A 26129-nucleotide genomic window follows, 5' to 3' on the forward strand; every position below is an offset into this window, starting at 1 on the left:
CTACCAGAGCGCGGCTGCAACCCTCTGCACCGAAAGGAATGCAAGATCACGCGCCCATAACACGTCCACCTGCCCCGGCGCATACCCCAAAGGGGCTGTGCGCGCAGGCGTACTCTCGCGCGAAAACAGGACAAGGCAGCGGCACCCAACCTCGGCAGCCAGGTGCATGGGGCCTGTATCGTTCCCCACCGCCCCCCATGCCCGCGCGGCAAGGCCCGCCAGATCGGACAGGCTGGTCTGGCCTGTCAGGTCCAGCGCCTGCGGGCAATGCCGCAGTATCTGTGCCGCCAGAGGCTGCTCCCCGGCACTGCCAACCACAACGGGGGTTATGCCGTGCGCTACCATCTGGGCCGCCAACTGGCCGTAATGCCCCGCGGGCCAGCGTTTGGCGGGGCGATGGGGGGCCGCACCGGGTACCAGCAAGGCATAGGGCTGGGGCAGGTGCGGCCCACCGCCCACCAGCCAGCCAAGGTCGGGCCGGTCCACCGGGGTAACGCCCGCCATGCGCAACTGGTCACGCTGGCGGGGGCGTGTGTGCATGATGTTCCGCCACGGATTGGCGTGGGGCAAGGCAGCACGCCCCACATGCCCGGACCACACCGGCCGCCCCGCCAGCCAGAAATACCGCGCAGTGCGCCCCGATGTCTGCAAATCATAAACCCGGTCATACCCGCGCAACTGCCGCCTTAGGGTGCGTAGCCCGGCAAGGTTGGTCCAGCGGGGGCGGTGGTCCACTTCTACATGGTCAAACCATGGGGCAAGGCGGGCCATATCCACAAAGGGGCGGGTTGTCAGCAGGGTTATGCGGGCTTTGGGGTGTGCGCGCCTTATGGCCTCGAACGGGCCAAAACTCTGCACAAAATCCCCCAGCGCACTCAGCCGGATAACCAGAATACGCTGCGGGTCCAGCCCCGGCTCTCCGCTCATGGAGAATCGGGGTCTGCCGCCATTACGGCCAGATCCTGACGGGCCATGTCTGCCTCGTGGCTATCGGGGGAGAGGTCCAGCACCTTCTGCCAGTCCTGCTGCGCACCAGTGGCATCGCCCTTGCGTTCGCGAATAATCCCGCGCTCCAGCAGGGCGGCTGCACTGTCTGGCGCAACAGCCAGAGCATGGGCAACATGCTGCATGGCAAGGTCAAGCCGCCCCATCTTGCGCTCGGCCTCGGCCAGCAGAACATAGGCTTCGGGCATGGCACCGGGCTGGTGGGCTATCAGGGCCGTGAGTTCCTGCTCCGCCAGGTCGGCCCGGTTCTGGGCCAGCACGCTGCGCGCCCGGGCAATTTGTAAGGACTGGTCATGGGGTTGGGCCAGCAGCCCAAAATCCGCGCTGGCCTGCGCCTTGCCCGGCACTCCGGCGGCAAGCCATGCCTCGGCGGCCTCATCCTCCAGAGTTGCACGCAGGGCTGGCGGCGGCACATCCCCCTTGGGTGCGGTCTGGTGGGCCAGTTCATCCAGCTCACGCGCGGATTCGTCTTCATCCCCCGCTTCAAGCAGGGCCAGAGCGTGGCAGTGCCGGGCATCCCGCCCGCCGCCATGGTGCAGCCAGTCCAGCGCGTAATCCCGCGCGCCGTAGGGGTCATCACCGATCATGGCCATGCAGGTGGTCACGGACCAGACCTGTTTTTTATCCCCAGACGCCTGCTGCGTGCGGGCCTGTGCGACATCTTCAAACGAAGATGCTCCCGCCAGAACAACAGCGCCAGCCAGCATGCAGGGCAAGGACCGACGCGCAGAGAAAACTGCTTTCATAGACCATCCATAGCAAACTCTGGCCCATACTGGTCAAGCGCGGACCCCAGCATGTTCAGAATATGGCACTTTTGCCCCTGTGCGTGATAATAGGAGCACCATGGCCAGTTCTCTAAGCTCTCCTGTTATTTTGCAAATTCTTCCTGCCCTGCAGCAGGGGGGGGTTGAACGCGGCACGCTGGAAATGGCGCAGGCCATTACTCAGGCAGGGGGCAAGGCCCTTGTTGCCAGCAGCGGCGGCCGCCTTGTGCCCATGCTGCGGAGTCTGGGGGCTGAGCATATTACCCTCCCCGAATGTGGCAGCCGCAACCCCGCACATGTCTGGAAGAATGCCCGTGTACTGGCCCGCATACTGGGCCAGCACAATGTGGCTCTGGTGCATGCCCGCTCCCGCATTCCCGCCTGGACAGCCAGAATGGCGTGCAGGCGTACCCGCACCGCGTTTGTCACCACATGGCATGGCGTGCATGCCAACACCATGCCGGGTAAAAAGCTCTATAACTCCGTGCTGGCCAGCGGGGACCGGGTTATTGCCATAAGCGCGCATATCGGGCGGATGCTCCACAAGGACTACAATGTACCTGCCACCCGCCTGCGGGTTATTCCGCGCGGGGCGGATATAGGGCAGTTCAGCCCCCATGCGGTCAGCGGGCAGCGCATGCACCAGCTTGCCGAACAATGGGGCATTCCCGCAGGGTCAGCCATTATTCTCATGCCCGGCAGGCTTACCGGCTGGAAAGGGCAGACCCTTGTGCTGCAGGCACTGGCGCAACTGGAAGCCGGGCTGCCCGACCAACCATGGCACTGCGTGTTTGCCGGGTCCGACAAGGCAGACGGGCGCTACGTGCAGGAACTCACCCAACTGGCCAGCAGCCTTGGGCTGGACGACAGAATCCGCTTTGCCGGCCACTGCGAGGACATGCCCGCCGCCATGGCACTGGCCACCATGGTGCTTGTGCCCTCCCTCCGCCCCGAACCCTTTGGCCGTGTTGTGGTGGAAGCACAGGCCATGTGCCGCCCGGTTATTGTCTCCCACCACGGGGCGGCGGTGGAAACGGTGGAGAATGGTGTCACCGGCCTGTCTGTTCCTCCCAACAATGTGGAGGCACTGGCCGATGCCATGTTGGCCGTACTCAATGCCCCGGCAGCCTCACTCGTCCATATGGGCACGGCCGCCCGGCAGGCGGTTGTGGCGCACTACACAACCGAGGCCATGCAGCACGCAACACTGGGCGTCTATGACGAGTTACTGGGCACCCGGCTGGCCCCTGCCTTCCTCCACACCAAAAATGAGGCCGCCCCCTTTCAGGACCACGGTCTTGCGGGGTAAGACACACTCTTCCTTCCTCCACCCACAGGGCAGAGCATGAGTGCCGCATCCCCCTCCACGCAGCCCCTTTTTGCCCAGACGCCGCGCAAGCTGGCCTTTATGGCCGCCCCCACGCATGAGGCACGGATGGAGTTTGACCGGCTGGTAGCCCATTACGGCAACTGCCACCCTGGCGATGCGGAAATTATTGTCTGCCTGGGGGGGGACGGCTTTATGCTCGAAACCCTGCGCGTGGTGCTGGAAACACAGCTCACCGCCCCGGTGTATGGCATGAACTGTGGCTCCGTTGGGTTTTTGATGAACCCGATGGACGAAGAAGACCTGCCCCACCGCCTTTTTCACGCACAGGCCGCCACCCTGCACCCGTTGCGCATGACCGCCACCACCAGCAGCAATGAAACGCACGAAGCGCTCGCCCTGAATGACGTGTATCTGTTCCGCCAGACACGCCAGGCCGCCAAGCTCCGCATAGATGTGGATGGGCTGGTCCGTGTGCCTGAGCTGATCTGCGATGGCGCATTACTGGCAACACCGGCAGGCTCCACCGCCTATAACCTTTCCGCTCACGGGCCTATTGTTCCGCTTTCGGGCAATCTGCTCCCGCTTACACCCATATGCGCCTTTCGGCCCCGCCGCTGGCGTGGCGCGCTGCTGCCCTCCACCGCCCATGTAGGTTTTACGGTCATGGAGGCCGAAAAACGGCCCGTGGCTGCTGTGGCCGATTCGGTAGAAGTGCGCGACGTGACCTCGGTTCAGGTGCGAGAAGACCGCAACCTGACCGTAACCTTACTGTTTGATCCGGGGCAGACACTCTCCGAACGTATTGCAGAAGAGCAGTTTTCCGCATGACTGCGCGCCGTTTTGCCCCACCTTGCCAGAATACCCCGTTTTATCCCTCCCACCTTCTGGGCTAGTCTGCACTGCAATGAAAAAAATGTTCTCCCTTTCGTGCCGTCTGTCCCTGCTCTGCGCCGCAGGGCTAGTCGGAGCGGGCACAGCCCATGCCCAGATCACGACCAACACACAGGCACTCGACAGTCTGGCAGACGCACAGCCCCCCGCGGCCTCCAGAACAGCCGCCACGCAGGCAAGGCAGAACACACCCCAGCACCCACGCACGCAGCGCCACGTAGCCCCCCGGCCTACGTCGCGGCCGCAGGCACAGACCTCCACACCCGGAACCACCCAGCCAGCCGCCACGGCAAATGCTGCCGCCACCCGAACCACGCCACCAGCACCAGCACCAGCACCAGCACCAGCACCAGCACCAGCACCAGCACCAGCACCAGCACCAGCACCAGCACCAGCAGGGCAGAACACGCAGCCATTGCCAACGCCAGCAGGTACTCCCGGCACGGCCCAACCTGCTTCTGCTCCAGCTCCTGCTCCTGCTCCTGCTCCTGCTCCTGCGGGTGGGGCTGGCACCGCGCAGGCACAACCGGTTGCAGCCCCTGCCCCGGTACGCCCCGCGCCGGAAGCCACTATCCCCAATGCGCCACCGGGCGTGCCGCAGCTTACTCCTCCTCCCTCCGATGTGGAGGTGCATCCCTTCCCCATTCCGCCGCAGCCTGCCGTGCAGCTTCAGGCGACCGGCACTCTCACGCCCATTCCCGGTGGTGTGCGCCTGACATTTGCCCCCGGCTCGGCCGACCTTAACCCCGAAACGCATCAGGCTATTCTGGCATTCGGGCAGAACCTTGCGTACAAGCCGCATGTTCGCGCGCTTGTGGATGCCTATAGTTCAGGGTCGGCGGATGACCCCTCGCTCCCACGGCGCATGGCTCTTGCCCGCGGCCTGGCAGCGCGGAGCGTGCTGATGAACGGCGGAACGCCTTCGACCAGAATTTATGTACGGGTTATTGGTCAGCCCCAGAACGCCAAGCCGGATGCGCCACAGGACTATATTGATATTTACCAGTCTGACATGGAGCCATAACGCGGCATAAGCCGCTACGGCGCACGGCTCGCCCCCAGCCTGCCGGGGGCGATGCACAAACCACTCTCAGATTGTAAGGTAAAGGTGGGCAGCAGGCGGCATTACGCGCCTGCTTTTTGCTCTTCCATGCGGATACGGGCCTGTGTGGCCAACTGGTCCACCAGTTCGTTTTCCGGCACGCCAGAGTGGCCTTTGACCCAGTGCCATGACACATCATGCGGTTTGGCCGCATCCAGCAGGCGCCGCCACAAATCCATATTGGCAACAGGGTCCCCCGCCGCATTGCGCCAGTTCCGGCGGACCCAGCCCGTATGCCAGCGCGTAATGCCGTTCCGCACATATTCGCTATCGGTATGCAGGTTAACGGTGCAGGGCTTGGTCAGCGCTTCCAGTGCTTCAGCGGCGGCTGTCAGTTCCATGCGGTTATTGGTGGTTGCCAGTTCCCCGCCCGAGAGTTCGCGCTCAACGCCCTTACAGCGCAGCAACACCCCCCAGCCGCCGGGGCCGGGGTTGGGCTTGCACCCGCCATCTGTCCAGATTTCAACCTGCATCCGGTTTTCCGGGGTTGGGGAAGAAGGTTCAGAGTCCATAACCACCCACAGTCTGCGTTGCCAGATGGAACCTGAGCCGTTTGAGGTAATCCAGCGGGTTTTTGGGCGTGACCAGCGCATCGGCCGGGGTGTTGATCCAGTCGTACAGCCGGGTCAGCAAAAAGCGCATGGCCGCACCTTGGGCCAGAACCGGCATGGCATAGCACTCGGCCTCATCAAGCTTCCGCACTTCCTCATACCCCAGCAGCATCTGGCGGGCGAAGGTCACGTTAAACGCGCCATCGGGCTGGAAGCACCACGCGTTCAGGCAGATGGCCACGTCGTATGCAAGGTAGTCCGTGCAGGCAAAATAGAAATCAATCAGCCCCGATACACCGTGGTTGAGGAAAAATACGTTATCGGGGAACAGATCGGCATGAATTTGCCCGCGCGGCAGGGTTGGATTGCCACCGTGGCCCGGCCATGCGGGCACAATACGGGCCAGAGCCTGCTCCAGCTCCGCCTGCAAACCCGGCTGCACCGTGTTGGCCCCACCCGCGCAGCTTTGCAGCAGGGGTGCCCATGCGGTTGGCCCCAGCGCATTGGCGCGCTCTGGGGCATAGGACCGGCCTGCCGCATGCAGTTGCGCCAGCGCACGGCCAAGAGGGCGGCAATGCTCACCCCGCACCGTACGCGGCCAGACACCGGGCAAAAACGTGGTAATGGCCGCAGGACGGCCCGCAAGGGTTTTTAGCGTTTCCCCCCGCCGGTCTGCCACCGGCTGCGGGCAGGTAACCCCTTCCCGCGAAAGGTGCTGCATCAGACCCAGGAACCAGGGCAGTTCGCGCGCATTCACCCGCTTTTCGTACAGAGTGAGAATAAAATCCCCCTCGGTTGTACGCAGCTGGAAGTTGGTGTTCTCCACCCCCTCGGCAATGCCACGGAACGACACCAGATCCCCAATGGCAAAATCTGCCAGAAAGTCCTGCAGCGCCTCGTCGCTAACGTCCGTGTAAACGGCCATAAACCACCTTTAGCCCAAGGGTGCGGGAAGACGGAACGTTACGTTTTCTTCCTTCACGATCCGTTCTTCAATGCACAGGGTGTAACGCTTGGCCATTTCTGCCAGCATTTCCTGCACCAGTGCTTCCGGTGCGGAGGCACCCGCCGTAATGCCCAGCGTACCCACGCCATCAAGCACGGACCAGTCCAGCGCATCCAGACGGGGCACCAGCAGGGCACGGGCAGCGCCAGAGCGTTCGGCCACTTCCCGCAGACGCTGGGAGTTGGAGGAGTTGGGCGAGCCAATAACAATAACCAGATCGCACTCGGGAGCTATGGTCTTGACCGCTTCCTGCCGGTTGGTGGTGGCGTAGCAGATATCCTCGCGCTTTGGCCCTTCGATCAGGGGGAAGCGCTCACGCAGGATGTCCACGATTTCTGCCGTATCATCAACCGAGAGGGTGGTCTGGGTAATGAACGCCAGCATGCTCGGGTCCGCAGGCTGCACGCTGCGGGCTTCGTCTGCATCGTTGATCAGGGTTACAGCCCCGGCGGGGAGCTGGCCCATGGTGCCCACAACCTCGGGGTGGCCAGCATGGCCGATCATGAGGATATGGCGGCTTTCCGGGCCACCTGCGGCATAATGGCGCTCGGCCTCGCGGTGGACCTTGGACACCAGCGGGCACGTGGCATCCAGATACAAAAGGTTGCGGCGCTCGGCTTCGGCCGGCACGGTCTTGGGCACGCCATGGGCGGAAAAAACAACGTGACCATCTGCGGGAACTTCGTCCAGTTCCTCCACAAAGATGGCACCCTGTGCCTCCAGCTCCTCTACAACGGTGCGGTTATGAACGATCTCGTGTCGAACATAGACCGGCGCGCCGTAACGGCGAATGGCTTCCTCCACCACACGGATGGCGCGGTCCACCCCGGCACAAAAGCCGCGCGGGCCAGCCAGAAGGACCTTGAGTGAGCGGCCATGCTGCGTATCCGCGGTCTGGGTGGTGGTAAGGGTGTCAGTTTGATCGGGCATGGTGTTCCCCAAAGTTGCAGCGGACTGTATAGAGAAGATAACTGGCTATGAAGACGCATACTGAAAACAGGCTACGCCCGAAACCCGGTAAAGGCCGTGGCAGTTGTGGCCTACGCAAAGGACGCATGTGATGCAACCCGTTTTGCAGCATTCAAGACGTGAAACACGCACGCTGCCGGGCGTTGCGGGTTGGTGCGTCACCTATTTTTGTTCCTCCACCCCTTATAATGCCGGATCACTCCATGCCTTATGATCTTACCCGCCTGCGCCGCCTGCTCCCCCGCGTAACTGCTTGTGGCGCACTGGCCATGGGCCTGCTGACAACTCTGGCGGCCTGCAGTGGCGGAGAAAGCGCCTCCATGGAGTTCGCACCTGCCTGCCCCATTACACATATCCCCTCCGAGGCAGCGGATTATTACCTGTATAACGGGAAAGGTACCGGTTTTGGTGATCTGGTGGCGCGGGCCAGTATTGTCAAGCTGGAGGGAGAATGCTCCGCAGGTGGCCCCAAGGACCTGAAGACCCGAGTCGTACTGCATATTACGGTTGAACGCGGCCCAGCCTCCTCTACCGAGATGCTGAACATACCGTGGTTTATTGCCGTGATGCATGGCGACCGGATTGTGAACAAGCACATCTTCCGCCACACCGTTACGTTCCCGGCCAACCTTGCAACGTTTGACACCACCAGCAAGGTGGTCACGATCGACCTGCCAATTCCCCCCCGCAATGTCGATTCCGACTACCGGTTCGAGGTGGGATTCCAGCTAAGCCCACGTCAGCTTGAATATAACCAGACGCACCTCAAACGGGCGAACTATCAGGCTTACTAAGCAAATTGGGGTGCGCAAGGGAGCATCCGCCCTTGCGCACCCCACCTTTACAAGCCTGTAACGCGCGCCCCACCCATTAGGTGGCGGGCGGTGCGTCAGGGGGGAAGCGGGCCTCTTTTATGGCGGCGTTCTGCCGGTCGGTCAGGGCCTGCTCATCAAACCCTTCCACAATTTCGTGGAACAATTCGCTCCAGTTCATTTTAACCTTGAGCCGCATAAACACCGACCCAAGCCCAATGGCCGAGCGGTCCACCAGCACAAATTCGCGCGGCAGGCGCACACCCCCTGTTTTTTGCAGCCCTTCATGCACACGGCTCAACACCTCGCGCCCGTGTTCGGGGGTGTTCTCTTCCTGAATGTAACGCTCGCGGTTATCCATGAGCGGGGCATAAAGCAGGCTTGCCCATTCATTGAGCACACGCACCTTCTCGCGCGAGAGGTCCTTGAAGCCCCATGCCTCGTACGCATGGGCTGCCAGGTCCTCGTCCTTCGTGCGCAGGGCGTTGTACAGGTCGATGTTGCCCTTGATGAACGAGGGCCGGAAAATGCGGATCGCCCCAAAATCCAGCAGGTTCAGCCCGCCATCCTCACGCACGGTAAAGTTGCCCATATGCGGGTCACCATGCACCACACCATACTGGTAGAGTGGCACGTACCAACCCCGGAACAGGGCACGGGCAATTTTCTTTTTCTGCTCATCTGAAAGCCCGGCCTTGATGGCGGCATTCAGGTTCTGGCCTGCTACCCATTCCATAGTCAGCAGGCGGCGGGTACTCAGCTCATCTACCGGCAGCGGTACGGTCACATCCGGACAGTCGCGCAAAATGGCGTGATAGAGGCGCATATTGGCAGCCTCACGCCGGTAATCCAGCTCTTCCCGCAGGCGTTCGGCCAGTTCTTCCACCACATCATCCTGACGGATGGCATTGTCGAGCTTGTGGTAAACACCAATGGCCATGCGGAACTGCTTGAGGTCCGCCTCCACTGCCGAGTTCATGTCCGGGTACTGGAGCTTGCAGGCCACGCGGCGGCCATCGGCCAGAATGGCTTGGTGCACCTGCCCAAGGCTTGCAGCGGCGGCGGCCTCCTTGCCAAAGGCGCGGAAGTTTTTCTCCCACCCTGCTCCAAGTTCCGCCGTCATGCGGCGGCGCACAAAGTTCCAGCCCATGGGTGGCGCGTTGGACTGGAGCTGGGCCAGTTCCTCCGCATATTCTTCCGGCAATGCACCGGGTATGGTGGCCAGAAGCTGCGCGGCCTTCATGAGCGGACCTTTAAGCCCCCCCAGCACGGATTTAAGGTCTTCCGCGTGGGTCAGGCCCGTGGTGCGGATCCCCATTTTGTGCCCGGCCATACGTGCGGCAATGCCCCCCACCGTGCCGGTGGTCTGCACCATACGCCGCAATTCCCCGAACATGCCGGAGTTATCAAGATCACGCGCCATGCTCTGCCTGCTCCAACTGGTCAATAAAGCCGGAAATCACATCCAGCCCCTTGCGCCAGAAACCGGGGTCCGAGGCATCCAGCCCGAAGGGAGCCAGCAGTTCCTTGTGGCGCAGTGTGCCACCGGCTTCCAGCATGGCGATGTATTTATCCTGAAAACCCGGAGCCCCTTCGCTGAACACCTTGTACAGCGCGTTTACCAGACAATCCCCGAACGCATAGGCGTACACATAGAAGGGGGAATGGATAAAGTGCGGGATATACGCCCAGAACACATCGTAATCAGGGGTAAAGTTAAAGGCCGGACCAAGGCTTTCGGTCTGCACAGCGCGCCAGATTTCACCAATCCGTTCGGGCAGAAGTTCGCCTTTTTTCCGCTCGTCATGCACGCGGGTTTCAAACTCGTAGAACGCAATCTGGCGCACCACGGTGTTGAGCATATCCTCCACCTTGCCCGCCAGCAGCAGGCGGCGGCGGGCGGGGTCTTTTTCCCCGTCCAGAAGGGACTGGAAGGTGAGCATCTCACCAAACACACTGGCGGTTTCGGCCAGCGTGAGCGGGGTGTCGGACATCAGATAACCCTGCTTCGCCGCCAGAACCTGATGCACGCCGTGCCCCAGTTCGTGCGCCAGCGTCATCACATCCCGAATGCGGCCGTGGTAGTTGAGCAGGATATACGGGTGGGCCGATGGTACGGTGGGGTGGGCAAACGCGCCGGGGGACTTGCCGGGAGCAGGCGGCACATCAATCCACGGGCTGGTCAGGAAGGTGTTGATCACCTTGCCCATGCGCGGGTCAAACCCGTCATACGCCTTCTGCACAATGGATTTGGCTTCAGTCCACGGAATCTGGCGGTCCTCGCAACCGGGCAGAGGGGCGTTGCGGTCCCAGTGCTCCAGCTTGTCCAGCCCCATCCATTTGGCCTTGAGCGCATAATAACGGTGGGACAGACGCGGATAATCCGTGCGCACGGCTGAAACCAGCGCATCCACCACGCCATCTTCCACCATGTTGGACAGATTGCGCGAGGATGTGGGGCGGGCAAAATGCCGCAACCCGTCGGATATGGATTTGTCCTTGGCCAGCGTGTTGGTAATGAGCGCAAACAGGCGCACATTCTCTTCAAACACGCTCCCCACGGCCTTGCCTGCGCGCTCGCGCACTCCACGGTCTGTATCGGACAGGCGGTTAAGCGCATCGCCCACCGTCATGGTCTGCCCATCCACCGTAACCCGCAGAGCGGCTATGGTTTCATCAAACAGGCGGCACCATGCCTGCGCGCCGGTTACGGATTTTTCCAGCAGCACTTTTTCCACGTCATCGCCAAGCTGGTGGGGACGGTACATGCGCACGTCACGCAGGTAAGGCTGCCAGCGGGCAAGAGCGGGATCGTCCATTTTGGCCTGAAGGTCGGCCTCTTCCAGCCGGTTGAGTTCCAGCCCGAAGAACAGGAGGTCGGTGGAAATATCGGTCAGCCGTTCGTTAATGGACTGGCTGAAGCGGCTGATGGACGGGTTAGACGAATCCGCAGCAAACAGCAGCGAGGCATAGGAGCCTGCCCGGCCCAGTTTTTCCTCTATCTCTTCAAACTCGCTCATGGCCTGCGCCAACTGCCCGCCGTTCAGGCTGTTCAGGCGGCCCAGATACAGCTTGGCAAAGCTTTTGGCAGCCGCGGCAGCTCCAGCCAGATCGGCCTCCAGTTGCGGATCGTCCATGCCCGCGTACAGGGCCGACAGGTCCCAGCGCGGCAGGGTAGCAACGCTCTGGTCGGAGGAAGGGGCAGGTCCGGCTTCCGCCGCCATGAGCGGAAGTGACAGCGAACGGGAAAAATGCGCGGTATGTTCCATGCCCCCACTCTACCGCGCAAATCCACCAGAGGCGAGAGCCCTTGCATGCAAAGACAAGGCACCAGAACGGCAAAACGGGCGAGAGCCATAAGCCCCCGCCCGTTTTGTGCACGCATGCCCTGTTAAGGCTGGTTCAGGCCGATTTGGCCTGTTCTGCACCTTCAACATCAAAGCCGATGATTCTGGCGTAGTCGCGGGGCACAATCTGCCAGAACTGGGGCAGAACCTCGTCCCACTTATGCAGCAGCATGGAGGCGTAGGCCGAGCCGGTTTCCTCCACATGGCGTTCCACCAGAGCACGCAGGCTTTCGGCCCATTTGGGGTCGGTTACACGCGACCACAGCAGAGCTTCGGGGTTGATGCGCTTGGTAAAGCCCCCATTGCTGTCCAGCACAAAGGCCATGCCGCCGGTAAAGCCTGCGCCAAAGTTGTCGCCCACTTCACCCAGCACCACAACGGTACCACCGGTCATGTATTCGCAGCAGTTGGAACCGCAGCCTTCAATAACCGCTGTAGCGCCAGAGTTACGCACGGCAAAGCGTTCACCAGCCTGCCCTGCGGCATACAACTCACCCGCTGTAGCGCCGTAGAGCACCGTGTTGCCAATAATGGCGTTCTGGTTGGACACAAGCGTGGAAGACGGAGACGGACGAACCGTGATGGTCGCGCCCGAAAGACCCTTACCCACGTAATCGTTTGCATCGCCCAGCACTTCCAGCTTGAGGCCCTGCACCGCAAACGCCCCAAGGGACTGCCCGGCCGAGCCGCGCAGGCGCACGGTCAGGTGGCCCGGAGCCAGCGTTTTCATGCCGAACTGGCGCACGATGAGGGAGGAAATGCGCGTGCCAATGGCGCGCTGGGTGTTCTGCACATTGTAGTGCAGCTGCATTTTCTCACCATGGTCAAACAGCGGACGGGCATCGTTGATCATCTGCGCGTCCAGCGTATCGGGCACCTCGTTACGGCCTTCAAGCGTGCAGTAACGGGCAAACGGCCCCGGGTCTGCCTGCGAAAGCAGGGAGTTCAGGTCCAGATCGTCCAGATAATCCGCCCCGCGAGAAACCTGACGCAGCAGGTCCGTGCGGCCAATAATCTCGTTCAGCGTACGGAAGCCAAGGGAAGCCAGAATGTTCCGCACATCCTCCGCAATGAAGGAGAACAGGTTGATCACCTTTTCCGGCGTGCCTTCAAACTTGGCGCGCATGGCCGGGTCCTGCGAGCACACGCCAACCGGGCAGGTGTTGGAGTGGCACTGGCGCACCATAATGCAGCCCATGGCCACAAGGCTGGCCGTGCCAATACCAAACTCTTCCGCACCCAGCATGGCGGCGATCACCACATCACGCCCGGTCTTGATGCCACCATCGGCACGCAGGCGCACGCGGTGGCGCAGACGGTTGAGCATGAGAACCTGATGCGTTTCCGCCAGCCCCAGCTCCCACGGCAGACCCGCGTATTTGATGGAGCTGACCGGGCTTGCCCCCGTACCACCGGAATGGCCGGAAATAAGAATGGCGTCGGCCTTGGCCTTGGCCACACCCGCGGCAATGGTGCCAATACCCGAACGGGCCACCAGCTTAACGGTTACGCTGGCATCGGGGTTGATCTGCTTGAGGTCATAAATAAGCTGGGCCAGATCCTCGATGGAATAAATATCGTGGTGCGGCGGCGGGGAGATCAGCGTGACCCCCGGCGTTGCATGGCGCAGCTTGGCAATAAGCTCGGTGACCTTGAAGCCGGGCAGCTGCCCGCCCTCACCCGGTTTGGCTCCCTGAGCCACCTTGATTTCCAGCTCGCGGCAGTCGTTCAGATACTGCGCGGTCACCCCGAAGCGGCCAGACGCCACCTGTTTGATGGCGGAGGATGCGTTATCCCCATTCGGGCGTGGCTTGGCGCGTGCCGGGTCTTCCCCACCCTCACCGGAATCGGATTTTGCGCCAATCCGGTTCATGGCGATGGAGAGGGTCTCATGCGCTTCAGGACTGAGTGCGCCGAGCGAAATGGCAGGCGAGATCAGGCGTTTACGCAGTTGCGTAATGCTTTCCACCTCTTCTACCGGAATAGGCGTGCGCCCTTCGCGGAAGTCGAGCAGGTCACGCAGGGCCACGGGCGGCTGGGCACGCACGGCATCGGCATAACGCTGGTAAATGGTAAAGCTGTCTGTTGCCACGGCGGTCTGGAGCATATGGATCAGCCCGCCATCAAATGCGTGCTGCTCCCCACTGCGGCGCAGTTTGTACAGCCCGCCAACCGGCAGGGTGAGCGCGGAAGCCGAACCCCATGCCTGCTCGTGGAAGCTGAGCGCGTTGCGGGCAATACCCGACAGGCCAATACCGGAAATGCGCGAAGGCATACCGGGGAAGAACTCCGCCGTAAGCGCGCGGGACAGGCCCACGGCTTCAAAATTGCAGCCACCACGGTAGGACGCCACAATGGAAATACCCATTTTGGACATGATCTTGAGCAGACCCTTGTCCACCGCCTTGCGGTAGCGCTCCATGCATTCACGCAGGCTGCGGCTGCCAAACAGGCCACGACGATGGCGGTCTGCAATGCTTTCCTGCGCCAGATACGGGTTAACCGTTGTGGCCCCCACACCAATGGTCACGGCAATGGCATGCACATCCAGCGCCGTGGAGGTGCGCACGTTAAGCGAGGTAAAGGTACGCAGGGACGTCCGTACCAGATGCGTATGCACGGCCCCGGTGGCCAGAATCATGGGGATGGAAGCCCGGTCGGGGGACTGGCCTTCATCTGTCAGGAAGACATGGGTGCAGCCACCCCGCACACTTTCCTCCGCTTCGCGGCGGATGCGGGCAATGGCCTCACGCAGACCGGCCTCACCATCCTTTGCGGGGAAGGTGCAGTCAATCACACTGGCGGACGTACCGCAGAAGCCGCGCAGGGCTTCATACTCGCCCGAGGTCAGAACCGGGCTGGGCAGTTGCAGCATGTCGCACTGCTCGGCCGACTGGTCGAGAATGTTGCCAAGGTTACCCAGACGCGTGGCAAGGCTCATCACCCCCGATTCACGCAGGCTGTCGATGGGCGGGTTGGTCACCTGGCTGAACATCTGGCGGAAATAGTGCGACAGGCCACGGTAACGGGGCGACAGCACGGCCAGAGGAGTATCATCCCCCATGGAGCCAATGGCTTCGCTCGCGTCTTCCACCATCGGGTGGAGCAGGGTTTCCAGCTCTTCCAGCGTGGTGCCTACGGCCAGCTGGCGGCGGCGCAGTTCATCGCCCGTGTAGTAAACCGGCTCGGTCACTTCGGAGCGGACAAGATGGCCGATCTTCTGGGTGCGTTTGATCCAGTCAGAAAAATCCTGACGGGAGGACAGCACATCCAGCAGGGCGCTGTTGCCGTAGAGTTTGGCGTCGTCCAGATCCACACCAATCATCTCGCCCGGGCCAAGGCGGCCACGGCTGACAATGGCGTTTTCAGGCACGCGCACCATACCGGTTTCGGACCCCACAATCAGCAGGTTATCGGTTGTAACCGTATAGCGCAGCGGGCGCAGGCCGGAGCGGTCCAGCCCGGCCACAACCCAGCGGCCATCGGTCGCGCACAGGGCGGCGGGGCCGTCCCACGGTTCCATAACCGCGTTGCAGTAGGTGAACATATCCCGGTGTTCGGGCTTCATGGCCGCATTGCCGCCCACGCTGGCGGGGATCATCAGCGCCTTGGCAGCGGGCGCATCCCGCCCGGCAAAGGTCAGCAGTTCAAACACGTTATCCAGCGTTGCCGTATCCGACCCACCGGCCTGCACCAGCGGCTTGATGTCCGCCATCCACGGGTCCAGATCCGGGTGAGACAGCCGTGTTTCGTGGCTTTTCATCCAGTTGATGTTGCCCGAAATGGTGTTGATTTCACCATTATGGGCAAGGCGGCGGAACGGCTGCGCCAGCTTCCATGTGGGGAAGGTGTTGGTCGAATACCGCTGGTGGTAAATGGCAAAGCGGCTGACAAAACGTTCGTCCAGCAGATCCGGGTAGAACTCGGTCAGATGCTCGGCAAGGAACATGCCCTTATAGATAAGGGAGCGGCAGGAGAGCGAGCAGATATACAGGTCCACCTGCGCTGCAATAGCAGCCTTTTCTATCCGGCGGCGAATAACGTAGAGGTCGCGCTCAAACGCTTCCTCCGTTTTGCCCGGCAGGTTGCGGATAAGGATCTGCTCGATTTCGGGGCGGGTTGCATTGGCTTTTTCACCAATGCAGGAGGTGTCGATCGGCACCTGACGCCAGCCGTAAATGCCATAGCCAAAGGCCAGAATCTGGGTTTCGATAATCTGGCGGCACTGTTCCTGCGCCACAAAATCGGTCTTGGGCAAAAACACCTGCCCCACGGCAATGGGGCCATCGCTCGGGCGGTCGCCCGTGCTGGTGATGGCGTCAGCAAAAAACTCCTGCGGGATTTCTACATGAATGCCCGCGCCGTCGCCCGTTTTGCCATCGGCATCAACCGCGCCACGGTGCCAGATGGCTTTAAGCGCGGCAATACCGGCTTCCACCACCTCACGCCGGCGCTTGCCGTCCAGTGCCGCCACAAGGCCCACACCGCAGGAATCGCGTTCGTCCGCCGGGTCATACAGCCCATCCAGCGCCTGTACGTTGGCGTCCCACGCCTTGAGAAACTCTTCACCGCTTTCAGCGGAAACAGTGTACGAAAACTGTTCCATATCCATTATCCCTGCTCCGCCGTACGAGCCATTGCATCGGCCTTGATCCACTCATGGATGCTCTGGGCGGCTTCCCGCCCGTCCTTGATCGCCCACACGACCAGACTGGCCCCACGCACAATATCCCCTGCTGCAAACACACCGGGCAGCGAGGTCATGAAGCTTTTCTGGTCCACTTTGAGCGTACCCCAGCGCGATGCCGCCAGAGCGGGCTCATCCCACAACTGCGGCAGGGGTTCGGGGTCAAAGCCGAGAGCTGCGATCACCAGATCCGCTTCCAGTGTAAAGGAAGACCCTTCCAGCGGTTCCACCGACTGGCGACCCGAGGCATCGGGCAGGCCCAGCTTCATGCGGGATGCGCGCACGCCTGTTACGTGGGTGTCGCCCAGAAAAGCTTCGGGGGCGGCCAGCCATTCAAACTGCACGCCTTCTTCTTCCGCGTTCTTCACCTCACGCGTGGAGCCGGGCATGTTCGCGCGGTCACGGCGATAGAGGCAGCGCACCGATTTGGCACCCTGGCGGATAGCCGTGCGCACGCAGTCCATGGCCGTGTCACCACCACCCAGCACCACCACGTTTTTACCTGCAGCATCCAGTGCCTGTGCCTCATCAGGCAGGACATCCCCAAGGGAGCGACGGTTGGAGGCGGTCAGGTAATCCAGCGCCTTTTCAATCCCGGCAAGGCCCGCACCGGGGCCACCAATGGCGCGGGACTTGTACACGCCTGTTGCGATCAGCAGCGCATTATGCCGCCCACGCAGTTCAGCAAAGGACAACTCGCCCGGGCCGTTGCCAATACCCTGCCCCAGATGGAAGACAACACCGCCCTCCACCAGCAGTTCATGCCTGCGGGCCACAATGTGCTTTTCAAGCTTGAAGCCGGGAATACCATACACCAGCAGGCCGCCCACGCGGTCATACCGGTCATAGACATGGACCTGATAACCCTGCGCACGCAGCTGGTCTGCCGCGGCCAGCCCTGCGGGGCCAGCCCCGACGATCCCTACGGATTCGGCGCGCTCACGCAGGGGGCTGACCGGCTTGACCCAGCCGTTTTCAAACGCCGTGTCCGTTACAAACCGCTCAACCGCGCCAATGGTCACGCTCTCGAACCCCGGTTCGATCACGCAGCTTCCTTCACACAGGCGATCCTGCGGGCAGATGCGGCCACAGATTTCGGGGAAGGTGTTGGTAGCGGAGGAGACACCATAAGCCTCCTCCAGCCGGCCCTGCGCCGTGAGCATCAGCCAGTCGGGAATGTTGTTCCCCAGCGGGCAGTGAACAGAGCAGAACGGAACGCCGCACTGCGAGCAGCGGCTAGCCTGTTCGGTGGCCTGTTCTGGCTTAAAGTCATCGTAAATTTCGTCAAAATCCGTCCGCCGCTCAGCCGCCGTGCGTTTTTGTGGCTGCTTTTGCGGAACGGAGACAAATTTCAGCATCTTGGTTGTCATACGCCATCCCCGGCTAACAAGGGCGCGGCAGACAGTCCTCGCCCCCCTAAAATCAAGCAGGAGGGAAAGTGCCTGTTATCCTTCCGGATAAAAAGACAGCATTGCTTACCTATTTTAATTTTAGGCCCGGAATGGCGTTAAATGGCGTATTTTTTATAAAATAATTGGTTCCATTCCGGACCTTTATGAACCCAACCTACCGTTGTGGAACAAAAACCCCGGACCGACCGCCGCCAGCCCTGTACCGTTCCAGATAGAAGGGCACACAGGCCGCCACACTGCGCGGCACAATACCCAGCACCTCGAACCCCGATTCCGTTGGTGGCACAACATTATCCTGCGAGAGCATGAGCAACTGGTCGCGCGTGAGCAGCTTGCCCGGCAAGCGCTCCAGCACCGCTGCCTGCAACCGCGCCAGCGCCAGAGGCACACGCATTACGGGCTTGTCACGCTGCGTCTGCTGCAATGCGAACTCGGCAATATCCTGCATGGTCATAATATCCGGCCCGCCAAGCAGCCATTCCCGCCCGGCCAGTTCGGGCGTGGTCGCCAACTGCGCCACGGCCTGCGCCACATCCCCCACATAAACAGGCTGCACGCGGGTGGTTGCCCCATAGACCGGCATAAACGGCAGGTAGCGCGCCAGCGTACCGAACAGATTAAAGAATTTGTCTTCCGGCCCAAAAATAACCGAAGGGCGCACAAGGGAGGCATCCGGACGGAACTGCCTGACCAACTCTTCCCCCGCAGCGCGGCTCCGCCCGTAGGCAGAGGGCGCATCGGCCGAAGCACCAAGGGCGGACATGTGCACATAGCGCGCAACCCCGGCCTCCGCCGCAAGGCGGGCCACGCGCCCCGCCCCTTCCACATTGACCGCCTGCAAGCTCTGTGCGGAGGATGAGGACAGAACCGCCGCAAGGTTGACCACCACATCCGCCCCGCGCACGACACAGGCTACCGTGCTGTCATCCAGCACCGAGGCATAAAAGGGCGCAACCTGCCCCACCCGCCCCATGGGGCGCAGCAGGGCACCCTGGTCCGGCCTTCGGCTGGCAACACGCACCGTGTATCCGGCCTGCGCCAGACACTGCACAACATACTGGCCAACAAAGCCATTCCCGCCCAGCACGGCCGCAGTCTTGTTCCCACTCATGCCCGCATTCCCTTGCTTCAGTCTCTTGCGCTTCACGCAATACATGCACTGTGTTGCATTCGCTCCCAACAGGCCAGAGGAGGGGCCGACACAAATTCGTCAAAAAAAATCATTTTACCTGTTGACGGTAGCATGCGTGCGGGGTAAATGCCTCTTCACCAGCCCGGAACACTCCGGGTTGCCATTTGAGCCCAGATGGCGGAATTGGTAGACGCGCAGGTTTCAGGTACCTGTGACCGAAAGGTTGTGGAAGTTCGAGTCTTCTTCTGGGCACCAAATTCTCCCCCGGGAATTTGTCAAGCAAAGCAGCCCCCGCAAGGGGGCTTCTGCTTTTCTGGCCTCCCGCTTTACTCTCCCCTTTTCAAAAATACTGATGCCCTGTGCGCAAGCCGCCAGCATTTTGGCCGCAGGCTATTCCTAGCCACCCCGGCAACAGCACACACCCCAAAATAGTTTCAGCCTGCCAGCCCCGCACCAGCAGAGGCAAAATACAGGTTAACGGCATGGCACATGGCCCCTGCCACCATAGCCCTGTGCCCTGCCTGCCGCAGAGCCGCCTCATCCAGCCTGTTGGACATAAAGCCCATTTCCACCAGAACCGAGGGAATCTGTGCGGATTTAAGCACCGCAAATGCCGCATGGCGGTGCGGGTGCGTTAAAAGCTGCACGCGGGACTGAAAAGCAGACACCACCGCCTGCGCCATATGCGAGGACCCCTTGCGGGTTTCCTCCGTTACCAGACTGGCCAGAATACGCTGCACCTCGGGCGAAGCCCCGTGCACCATGGGGCCACCAAAGCGGTCTGCACTATTTTCTGTACGGGCCAGATCTGCCGTCTGGCTGTCCGATGCCCCGTGGGCGTGGGTGTACACGCTCGCCCCACGCACACTGGCATTATGCAGCGCATCTGCATGCATGGACACAAAAAGAGACGCCCCGTGCTGCTGGGCCATATCCACCCGCCCGTCCAGCGGAATAAAGTGGTCACTCGAGCGCGTAAGGGCTACGCGGTAGCGCCCCGTTGCCAGCAACTGCCGCGCCAATTCCTGCGCTGCGGCCTCGGCCACGTGCTTTTCATAGGTGCCGGAAAAACCAATGGCTCCGGGGTCTTTACCCCCATGCCCCGGGTCCAGCATGACCAGCGGCTTGGGTGGCTGGGCGCGCCCGACCACGGCAGGCGCATGCACCGCCGCAGTATGGTGCGCCGTACGCGCACTGGCGGGATCCAGAGAACTGGCCACAATACCAGCCCCCACCACCCCGCCTGCCGCAGTGGTCAGGAAGGTTCTGCGCGGCACGGACAGGCCCTGCGGCGCAGGGAGCAGCAGGTGCGTATCCGACCAAACGTGGTCCGGCCTGTGCGGTGCCATCAAGCGCGCCTTTATCCTTGGGTTATCTGGCGGACACTGTGCCCGAAAAATGGCAAAAAAATAACCACTCATTTACACCCCAAAGCCTTTATTACGAATAGCTTGCAGTCTTGCTGTATTTGGGTCATGCTTAATGTGCATGGCATCTGGGCATTAGTGTACCTGCCGTGCATCCTGCTTGTAGCCTTTTGGGCGTTGTGTTTGCGCGGCATGCCCCGCCACCACCCAGCACCCGGAAGCCGAGCAAAGTGATGATTGAAGGATACACGACCATAGCTCGCCCCATTGCCCTGAGTATCTCGGCCAGACCACAGGCACCAGCATGCCTGCCGGGCACTGGCGCGCGGCTGCCAGCGGGCGTTGGGTGCACCTTCGGTTTTCCATTTCACGCCTGTTTATACCCGCTGGAAGCGCCCCTGCTCCGTGCTGCGCCACGTTGGCAAAAGCACCGCTCAGGCTGGCCACCAGCGCACCGGAGTTTTTCTTTTTATGTCAAAGCGGATGCTGATCGACGCAACACACGCAGAAGAAACGCGTGTTGTTGTGATGGACGGAAATAGACTCGAAGATTATGATGTTGAATCTGCTGCAAAAAAGCAGCTTAAAGGCAATATCTACCTCGCTCGCGTTATTCGTGTAGAACCCAGCCTGCAAGCTGCCTTTGTAGAATATGGCGGCAACCGGCACGGCTTTCTCGCCTTTAGCGAAATTCACCCGGATTATTACCAGATCCCGGTAGCTGACCGCGAAAAACTTCTCGCCCTTCAGGCCGAAGAAGAAACGCTGATGGACGACGCTGGCTCCGATTCCGATGAGGACGAAGCCACCGCCCGCAATGCGGATGCCGAAGCGGATGAAACCTCCAGCACCGCCGAGAACGACGGTGCCGAAGGGGATGAAGACCGGCAGGAAACACCCGAATACGTAAGCGGTGAAACCGATACGGGCGAGGAAGCGCTTATTCAGAAGCGGATTGCACGCTTCCTGCGCAACTACCGTATTCAGGAAGTTATCCGCCGCCGTCAGGTTCTGCTGGTGCAGGTCGTCAAGGAAGAACGTGGCAACAAGGGTGCAGCGCTCACCACCTACGTCTCGCTCGCCGGCCGTTACTGCGTGCTCATGCCCAACGCGCTGCGTGGGGGCGGTGTTTCCCGCAAGATTACATCCGTGGCCGACCGCCGCCGCCTGCGCGATATTGTCAGCAGCCTGAACCTGCCGCGCGGCATGGCCATGATCGTGCGCACCGCCGGTGCCCAGCGCCCCGGCCCCGAAATTACGCGCGACTGCGAATACCTGCTCCATCTGTGGGACGACATTCGCGAGCACACGCTCCAGTCCATGGCCCCGGCCCTGATTTATGAGGAAGCCAGTCTGGTCAAACGCGCCATCCGCGATGTATACACGCGTGATGTCAGCGAGATTGTGGTGGATGGTGAAAGCGGGTGGAAAGCCGCGCGCGACTTCATGCGCATGCTCATGCCCCAGCACGCCGAAAAAGTGCGCCTGTGGAGCAAGGAGCATCAGCCGCTCTTCACCCACTACCATGTGGAAGGGCATCTGGATGCCATGTTCTCCCCCGTGGTGGCGCTACGCTCGGGTGGGTATCTGGTCATCAACCAGACCGAAGCACTCGTCGCCATTGACGTAAACTCCGGCAAGGCCACCAGCCAGCGCAATATTGAAGAAACCGCCTTCCGTACCAATCAGGAAGCAGCGGACGAAGTGGCCCGCCAGCTCCGTCTGCGCGATCTGGCCGGGTTGATTGTCATTGACTTTATTGACATGGAATCCCGCCGCCATAACGCCACCATCGAGCGCCGCCTGAAGGACGCCCTGCGCCACGACCGCGCCCGTATCCAGATCGGTTCCATATCGCATTTTGGCCTGCTGGAAATGTCCCGCCAGAGGCTGCGCCCGTCTGTGGCAGAAGCGGCCTTTACGGTCTGCCCGCACTGCAACGGCACCGGCATGACCCGCAGCGTGGAAAGCTCCGCCCTGCACGTGCTGCGCTCCGTGGAAGAGGAAGGCGCACGCCGCCGCGCTGGCGCCATTACGGTGCATGTAGCGGCCGAAATTGCCTTCTACATCCTCAACAACAAGCGTGACTGGCTGGCCAATATTGAGCAGCGCCACCAGATGGAAGTGCTGTTCTCGCCCGATAACACACTCCCCGCGCCGGAAATCCGCATCGAACGCCGCTCCCCGGCCCGCCCCATGGCAGCCGCACAGCAGCACGCGCTGCCTCCGGTTGAAAATGTGGATGTGGATGTTCCCTCATCCGCTCCCGCGGCAACACCTTCCAGCCCCACCCCAGACACGGCAGAAGCCGCCACAGGGGATGAGGAACCACGCCGTCGTCGCCGTCGCCGTCGTCGCCGTGGCGGGAATGGCAACGGTAATGCGCAGGGCCAGAATGGCACGCCCGCTTCCGCCGAAACGGACGCGGAAGACACCGAGGAACCCGCAGCAAACGAGGCCGCTCCAAGTGCTCCCGCACAGCAGCAGGGCGCCGATGGGCAGCACCTTGTTCCCGGTCGCCGCCGCACACGCCACTCCCGCGTGCAGCGTCAGGCTCCCGAATCGGGGGCAGAACAGCGCGTGACCATAGAGGAAGGCCCCGCTCCCCGCCCGCAACGCGCGGTCTGGACCGGGCCAACCCCTGCCAACCCGTTTGGCGATGGGCCGGATATTTTTGAACTGCTAGAAAACAGTGCGCAGGCCAAGCCCGCCCCTGCTCCCGCAGCCAGAGAACCCGCCCGCAAGGATGTGGTGGCCGAAGCCGCACCAGCCCCGCAGGCAGACGCACAGGTTGATGAGCAGGAGGCCCCCAAAAAGCCAACCCGCCGCCGCGCCACGCGCAAACCTGCTTCCGCCAAGGCCGAGGCACCTGCGGATACGGCAGACGCACCGGCAGAAACCCCAGTGGCCGATGCGGGTGAAACTGCCGAGGCAGCTCCCAAAAAGCCGGCCCGCCGCCGCGCAGCACGCAGCAGAACCGCCGCTGCAAGCACGGAAGCCGAAACGGTGCAGGATACCCCTGCCGCACAGGGCGCGGAGGATGAGGCCCCCAAAAAGCCGACCCGCCGCCGCACCACGCGCAAAACCAGCGCAGAGGCCGCACCGCAGGCAGACACCACGACCGCCCCTGTCACAGAGGAAAAAGCCGAACCTCTGGTACAGCCGATCGTGATTGAGGACAGCCCACCCGCTACCCGCCGCCGTACCGGGTGGTGGAAGCGCTAAAACCCGCACTGTCTTTTCCGGGTGGAAGAACGTCTTCCACCCGGAAAACAGGCTGCCGGTTTTTCTTCCCGGCCACCTTGTGCTAGGAGAGCAGGCCGCATTTCAATGCCTTGCCTGCCGGAGTTTGCATGAACCAGCCCTTTCCAGACCCCCAGACCGCCAACGCGCTCGGTGCGGGCCATGACGGGCAGATGGTTCTGGCCCTGCCCAAGGGCCGTATTCTCAAGGCCGTAACCCCCCTTATGGCGGGTACCGGCATGGCCCCTTCGGCCGATTGCCTTGGTGACAGCAGCCGTAAGCTGCGTTTTTCCACCGAAGACCCCGGCGTGGACATCGTGCGCGTTCGCTCGTTTGACGTAGCCACCTTTGTTGCTGCAGGCGGCGCGCAGGTTGGCATTTGCGGCTCTGACGTGCTGATGGAATTTGACTACCCCGAAATTTATGCACCGCTGGACCTTGGCATAGGGGCGTGCCGCATTGCCGTGGCCCAGCCAGCCCACCTGCCGCATGACCCGCAGGAATGGGCCCGCTGGTCGGAAGTTCGGGTGGCGACCAAATACCCCGCCATTACCCGCCGCTTTTTTGCCGCACGCGGTATTAACGCCACCATTGTGCATCTGCACGGTGCGATGGAACTGGCCCCCATGCTTGGCCTGTCCCGCCTGATTGTGGATCTGGTGGACACCGGCTCCACACTGCGGGCCAACGGGCTGAAAGAGGTTGAAACCATAGCGCAGGTTTCCAGCCGCCTGATTATCAACCGCACGGCGCTCAAAACCCGCCCTGACCAGATTGACTGCATTCTCTCCCGCTTCCGCACGGCGCTTGCGGGTACCACAACCGCTGCAAAATAATGTGTAAGGCAGATCGGATTCCATGAAACGGCTTAATACGCGTGATGCCGGTTTTGAGAGCGCCTTCAACGCGCTGCTGACCAACCGGGAAGAACAGGGGCAGGAAGTTACAACCCCCGTGGCCAATATTCTGACCTCCGTGCGCAAGGAGGGCGACGCTGCCCTGTGCGCCCTGACCGAACGCTTTGACCGCCTGCCCGTAACCCCGGCCACGCTGGCCTTTACAGCGCAGGAAATTGCCGAAGCCACGGCACAGGTCAGCCCCGAACTGCTTGAAGCACTGGACGTGGCGGCGCGGCGGATTGAAAGCTTCCACCAAAAGCAGCTTCCATCCGACATGCGCTACACGGATGCCGAGGGCATGACTCTGGGCATGCGCTGGATTCCGCTGGATGCGGCGGGGCTGTATGTGCCCGGTGGCAAGGCGGCTTACCCCTCCTCCGTGCTGATGAACGCCATTCCCGCCAAGGTGGCGGGGGTCAACCGGCTGGCCATGTGCGTGCCAACGCCTGACGGGGTGATCAACCCGCTGGTGCTCGCCGCAGCCGCACGCGCAGGCGTGACCGAAATCTACCGGGTAGGTGGCGCACAGGCCGTTGGGGCCATGGCTTATGGCACCCAGACCATCCGCCCCGTTGACCGCATTGTTGGCCCCGGCAACGCCTATGTGGCCGAAGCCAAGCGGCAGGTCTTTGGCCATGTGGGGATTGATAGCATTGCAGGACCGTCCGATGTGGTGGTCATTGCCGATTCGGGGTCCGACCCGCGTGTGATCGCACTCGACCTGCTGGCGCAGGCCGAGCATGACGAGCTTGCACAGGCCACCCTGATTACCCCCGATTCAGCTTTTGCCGACAAGGTCATTGCGGCTGTGGATGCAGAGCTTAAGGTTCTCTCCCGCACGGCCATTGCCAGTGCAAGCTGGGCCCGTAACGGGGCTGTGCTGATCACCCGCGATCTGCTGGAAGCCGTGGAACTGGCCAACCGTCTGGCACCCGAACATCTGGAACTGATGGTGGATGACCCCGAGGCCCTTTTTGTCCATGTCCGGCACGCGGGAGCCGCATTCCTTGGCCGTTTCTGCCCGGAAGCGGTAGGCGATTACGTGGGGGGGCCAAACCATGTTCTGCCCACATCACGCACCGCGCGCTTTGCCTCTGGCCTGTCGATTTACGACTTCATGAAGCGTACCACTTTCCTTTCCGGCGGGCCGGATGCCCTGCGCCGGATTGGCCCTTCCGCCGTGGCTCTGGCCCATGCCGAAGGGCTGCAAGCCCACGCCCTTAGCGTTTCTGCCCGGCTGGATGCCCTGGCAGAGCAAACACCTAATGCTTGACCGCCAAGCGCCCCTCAACCATATCTGCTGACCAAACTTCCGTCAGTTTCAACATACACGAAGGATGCAATGTCTAAAGAAGACATGATCGAATTTAGCGGCACAGTGACCGAACTGCTGCCTAATGCCATGTTCCGCGTAAAGCTGGACAACGAACACGTTATTCTCGCCCATACCAGCGGCAAGATGCGCAAGAACCGTATTCGCGTTCTGGCGGGTGACCGGGTGAATGTGGAAATGACCCCTTATGACCTGTCCAAAGGTCGTATCACCTTCCGCTTCAAGTAAGCATGACTTCCTCCGGGCAGACACAGGCGGGGCAGGGTACAACCCCCC

19 protein-coding genes and 1 tRNA gene are annotated in these 26129 nt (G+C 61.7%); 9 read left to right on the forward strand and 11 right to left on the reverse strand.

What is annotated here, in order from left to right; all coding sequences use genetic code 11:
- Together HK20_RS03405 and HK20_RS03410 are read right to left on the reverse strand one after the other, a co-directional pair.
- Entirely contained in the window at positions 1-927 is a 927-nt protein-coding gene (locus HK20_RS03405) for a glycosyltransferase family 9 protein (RefSeq protein WP_086645646.1), read from the reverse strand.
- Positions 924-1751: a hypothetical protein gene (locus HK20_RS03410; protein ID WP_086645647.1), complete on the reverse strand. Its 828-nt coding sequence runs from the start codon at positions 1749-1751 to the stop codon at positions 924-926. Before HK20_RS03410 ends, HK20_RS03405 begins: the two co-directional genes overlap by 4 nt.
- Before the next feature lie 100 nt (positions 1752-1851).
- On the opposite strand from HK20_RS03410, the gene HK20_RS03415 reads away from it, so the two are divergent.
- From HK20_RS03415 to HK20_RS13055, 3 genes are all read left to right on the forward strand, one after another.
- Positions 1852-3081 (forward strand): glycosyltransferase family 4 protein, encoded by a 1230-nt coding sequence (locus HK20_RS03415; RefSeq protein WP_086645648.1) that lies wholly within the window; start codon positions 1852-1854, stop codon positions 3079-3081.
- Positions 3082-3117: 36 nt separating this feature from the next.
- Positions 3118-3930, forward strand: a complete 813-nt coding sequence (locus tag HK20_RS03420; protein WP_086645649.1) for an NAD kinase — start codon at positions 3118-3120, stop codon at positions 3928-3930.
- Positions 3931-4015: 85 nt separating this feature from the next.
- A complete protein-coding gene (locus tag HK20_RS13055) occupies positions 4016-5017 on the forward strand; it encodes an OmpA family protein (RefSeq protein ID WP_198943868.1) in 1002 nt (333 codons plus the stop codon).
- A gap of 101 nt (positions 5018-5118) precedes the next feature.
- On the opposite strand, the gene rnhA is transcribed toward HK20_RS13055, so the two are convergent.
- The 3 genes from rnhA to ispH are packed head-to-tail and all read right to left on the reverse strand — an operon-like array spanning position 5119 to position 7582.
- Positions 5119-5607 carry a ribonuclease HI gene (rnhA, locus tag HK20_RS03430; protein WP_086645651.1) on the reverse strand — a complete coding sequence of 163 codons (489 nt, stop codon included), beginning with the start codon at positions 5605-5607 and terminating at the stop codon, positions 5119-5121.
- Positions 5597-6571, reverse strand: coding sequence for a homoserine kinase (locus HK20_RS03435; RefSeq protein WP_086645652.1), 975 nt, complete (start codon positions 6569-6571; stop codon positions 5597-5599). Before HK20_RS03435 ends, rnhA begins: the two co-directional genes overlap by 11 nt.
- Before the next feature lie 9 nt (positions 6572-6580).
- Positions 6581-7582, reverse strand: a complete 1002-nt coding sequence (ispH, locus tag HK20_RS03440; RefSeq protein ID WP_086645653.1) for a 4-hydroxy-3-methylbut-2-enyl diphosphate reductase — start codon at positions 7580-7582, stop codon at positions 6581-6583.
- 242 nt (positions 7583-7824) lie between these two features.
- Here ispH and HK20_RS03445 point away from each other — a divergent pair, with 242 nt between their 5' ends.
- On the forward strand, positions 7825-8415 hold the full coding sequence (locus HK20_RS03445; protein WP_086645711.1) for a hypothetical protein: 591 nt from the start codon (positions 7825-7827) through the stop codon (positions 8413-8415).
- A gap of 76 nt (positions 8416-8491) precedes the next feature.
- On the opposite strand, the gene HK20_RS03450 is transcribed toward HK20_RS03445, so the two are convergent.
- The 5 genes from HK20_RS03450 to HK20_RS03470 form a co-directional block, all read right to left on the reverse strand.
- The gene (locus HK20_RS03450) at positions 8492-9856 is read right to left on the reverse strand and encodes an AarF/ABC1/UbiB kinase family protein (protein ID WP_086645654.1); all 1365 of its coding nucleotides are present in this window, start codon (positions 9854-9856) and stop codon (positions 8492-8494) included.
- Positions 9846-11702, reverse strand: coding sequence for a M3 family oligoendopeptidase (locus HK20_RS03455; protein ID WP_086645655.1), 1857 nt, complete (start codon positions 11700-11702; stop codon positions 9846-9848). The genes HK20_RS03450 and HK20_RS03455 overlap by 11 nt, the downstream gene beginning before the upstream one ends.
- Before the next feature lie 133 nt (positions 11703-11835).
- Complete coding sequence (gltB, locus tag HK20_RS03460; RefSeq protein WP_086645656.1) at positions 11836-16392, reverse strand: glutamate synthase large subunit; 4557 nt, start codon at positions 16390-16392, stop codon at positions 11836-11838.
- On the reverse strand, positions 16392-17837 hold the full coding sequence (locus tag HK20_RS03465; RefSeq protein ID WP_086645657.1) for an NAD(P)-dependent oxidoreductase: 1446 nt from the start codon (positions 17835-17837) through the stop codon (positions 16392-16394). The genes gltB and HK20_RS03465 overlap by 1 nt, the downstream gene beginning before the upstream one ends.
- A gap of 196 nt (positions 17838-18033) precedes the next feature.
- Positions 18034-18990: a complex I NDUFA9 subunit family protein gene (locus HK20_RS03470; RefSeq protein ID WP_086645712.1), complete on the reverse strand. Its 957-nt coding sequence runs from the start codon at positions 18988-18990 to the stop codon at positions 18034-18036.
- A 189-nt stretch (positions 18991-19179) separates the two neighbouring features.
- On the opposite strand from HK20_RS03470, the gene HK20_RS03475 reads away from it, so the two are divergent.
- Positions 19180-19266: transfer RNA gene (locus HK20_RS03475), tRNA-Leu, on the forward strand.
- Between the two features lie 179 nt (positions 19267-19445).
- On the opposite strand, the gene HK20_RS03480 is transcribed toward HK20_RS03475, so the two are convergent.
- Positions 19446-20360 (reverse strand): N-acetylmuramoyl-L-alanine amidase, encoded by a 915-nt coding sequence (locus HK20_RS03480; protein ID WP_086645713.1) that lies wholly within the window; start codon positions 20358-20360, stop codon positions 19446-19448.
- A gap of 489 nt (positions 20361-20849) precedes the next feature.
- Here HK20_RS03480 and HK20_RS03485 point away from each other — a divergent pair, with 489 nt between their 5' ends.
- The 4 genes from HK20_RS03485 (at position 20850) to infA (ending at position 26081) form a co-directional block, all read left to right on the forward strand.
- Positions 20850-23603 (forward strand): ribonuclease E/G, encoded by a 2754-nt coding sequence (locus HK20_RS03485; RefSeq protein WP_233129055.1) that lies wholly within the window; start codon positions 20850-20852, stop codon positions 23601-23603.
- Between the two features lie 128 nt (positions 23604-23731).
- The gene (gene hisG, locus HK20_RS03490; protein WP_086645659.1) at positions 23732-24457 is read left to right on the forward strand and encodes an ATP phosphoribosyltransferase; all 726 of its coding nucleotides are present in this window, start codon (positions 23732-23734) and stop codon (positions 24455-24457) included.
- Positions 24458-24479: 22 nt separating this feature from the next.
- Positions 24480-25793 (forward strand): histidinol dehydrogenase, encoded by a 1314-nt coding sequence (hisD, locus tag HK20_RS03495; RefSeq protein WP_086645660.1) that lies wholly within the window; start codon positions 24480-24482, stop codon positions 25791-25793.
- A 69-nt stretch (positions 25794-25862) separates the two neighbouring features.
- On the forward strand, positions 25863-26081 hold the full coding sequence (gene infA / locus HK20_RS03500) for a translation initiation factor IF-1 (protein WP_003623225.1): 219 nt from the start codon (positions 25863-25865) through the stop codon (positions 26079-26081).
- Positions 26082-26129: the final 48 nt, after the last annotated feature.

This window comes from Acetobacter sp. DsW_54 (assembly GCF_002153575.1).
Classification (GTDB): domain Bacteria; phylum Pseudomonadota; class Alphaproteobacteria; order Acetobacterales; family Acetobacteraceae; genus Acetobacter; species Acetobacter fabarum.

Coding starts and splice junctions, on each gene's coding strand:
- HK20_RS03405 (WP_086645646.1), bottom strand. CDS start 927: ATGAGCGGAGAGCCGGGGCTGGACCCGCAGCGTATTCTGGTTATCCGG.
- HK20_RS03410 (WP_086645647.1), bottom strand. CDS start 1,751: ATGAAAGCAGTTTTCTCTGCGCGTCGGTCCTTGCCCTGCATGCTGGCT.
- HK20_RS03415 (WP_086645648.1), top strand. CDS start 1,852: ATGGCCAGTTCTCTAAGCTCTCCTGTTATTTTGCAAATTCTTCCTGCC.
- HK20_RS03420 (WP_086645649.1), top strand. CDS start 3,118: ATGAGTGCCGCATCCCCCTCCACGCAGCCCCTTTTTGCCCAGACGCCG.
- HK20_RS13055 (WP_198943868.1), top strand. CDS start 4,016: ATGTTCTCCCTTTCGTGCCGTCTGTCCCTGCTCTGCGCCGCAGGGCTA.
- rnhA (WP_086645651.1), bottom strand. CDS start 5,607: ATGGACTCTGAACCTTCTTCCCCAACCCCGGAAAACCGGATGCAGGTT.
- HK20_RS03435 (WP_086645652.1), bottom strand. CDS start 6,571: ATGGCCGTTTACACGGACGTTAGCGACGAGGCGCTGCAGGACTTTCTG.
- ispH (WP_086645653.1), bottom strand. CDS start 7,582: ATGCCCGATCAAACTGACACCCTTACCACCACCCAGACCGCGGATACG.
- HK20_RS03445 (WP_086645711.1), top strand. CDS start 7,825: ATGCCTTATGATCTTACCCGCCTGCGCCGCCTGCTCCCCCGCGTAACT.
- HK20_RS03450 (WP_086645654.1), bottom strand. CDS start 9,856: ATGGCGCGTGATCTTGATAACTCCGGCATGTTCGGGGAATTGCGGCGT.
- HK20_RS03455 (WP_086645655.1), bottom strand. CDS start 11,702: ATGGAACATACCGCGCATTTTTCCCGTTCGCTGTCACTTCCGCTCATG.
- gltB (WP_086645656.1), bottom strand. CDS start 16,392: ATGGATATGGAACAGTTTTCGTACACTGTTTCCGCTGAAAGCGGTGAA.
- HK20_RS03465 (WP_086645657.1), bottom strand. CDS start 17,837: ATGACAACCAAGATGCTGAAATTTGTCTCCGTTCCGCAAAAGCAGCCA.
- HK20_RS03470 (WP_086645712.1), bottom strand. CDS start 18,990: ATGAGTGGGAACAAGACTGCGGCCGTGCTGGGCGGGAATGGCTTTGTT.
- HK20_RS03480 (WP_086645713.1), bottom strand. CDS start 20,360: ATGGCACCGCACAGGCCGGACCACGTTTGGTCGGATACGCACCTGCTG.
- HK20_RS03485 (WP_233129055.1), top strand. CDS start 20,850: ATGTCAAAGCGGATGCTGATCGACGCAACACACGCAGAAGAAACGCGT.
- hisG (WP_086645659.1), top strand. CDS start 23,732: ATGAACCAGCCCTTTCCAGACCCCCAGACCGCCAACGCGCTCGGTGCG.
- hisD (WP_086645660.1), top strand. CDS start 24,480: ATGAAACGGCTTAATACGCGTGATGCCGGTTTTGAGAGCGCCTTCAAC.
- infA (WP_003623225.1), top strand. CDS start 25,863: ATGTCTAAAGAAGACATGATCGAATTTAGCGGCACAGTGACCGAACTG.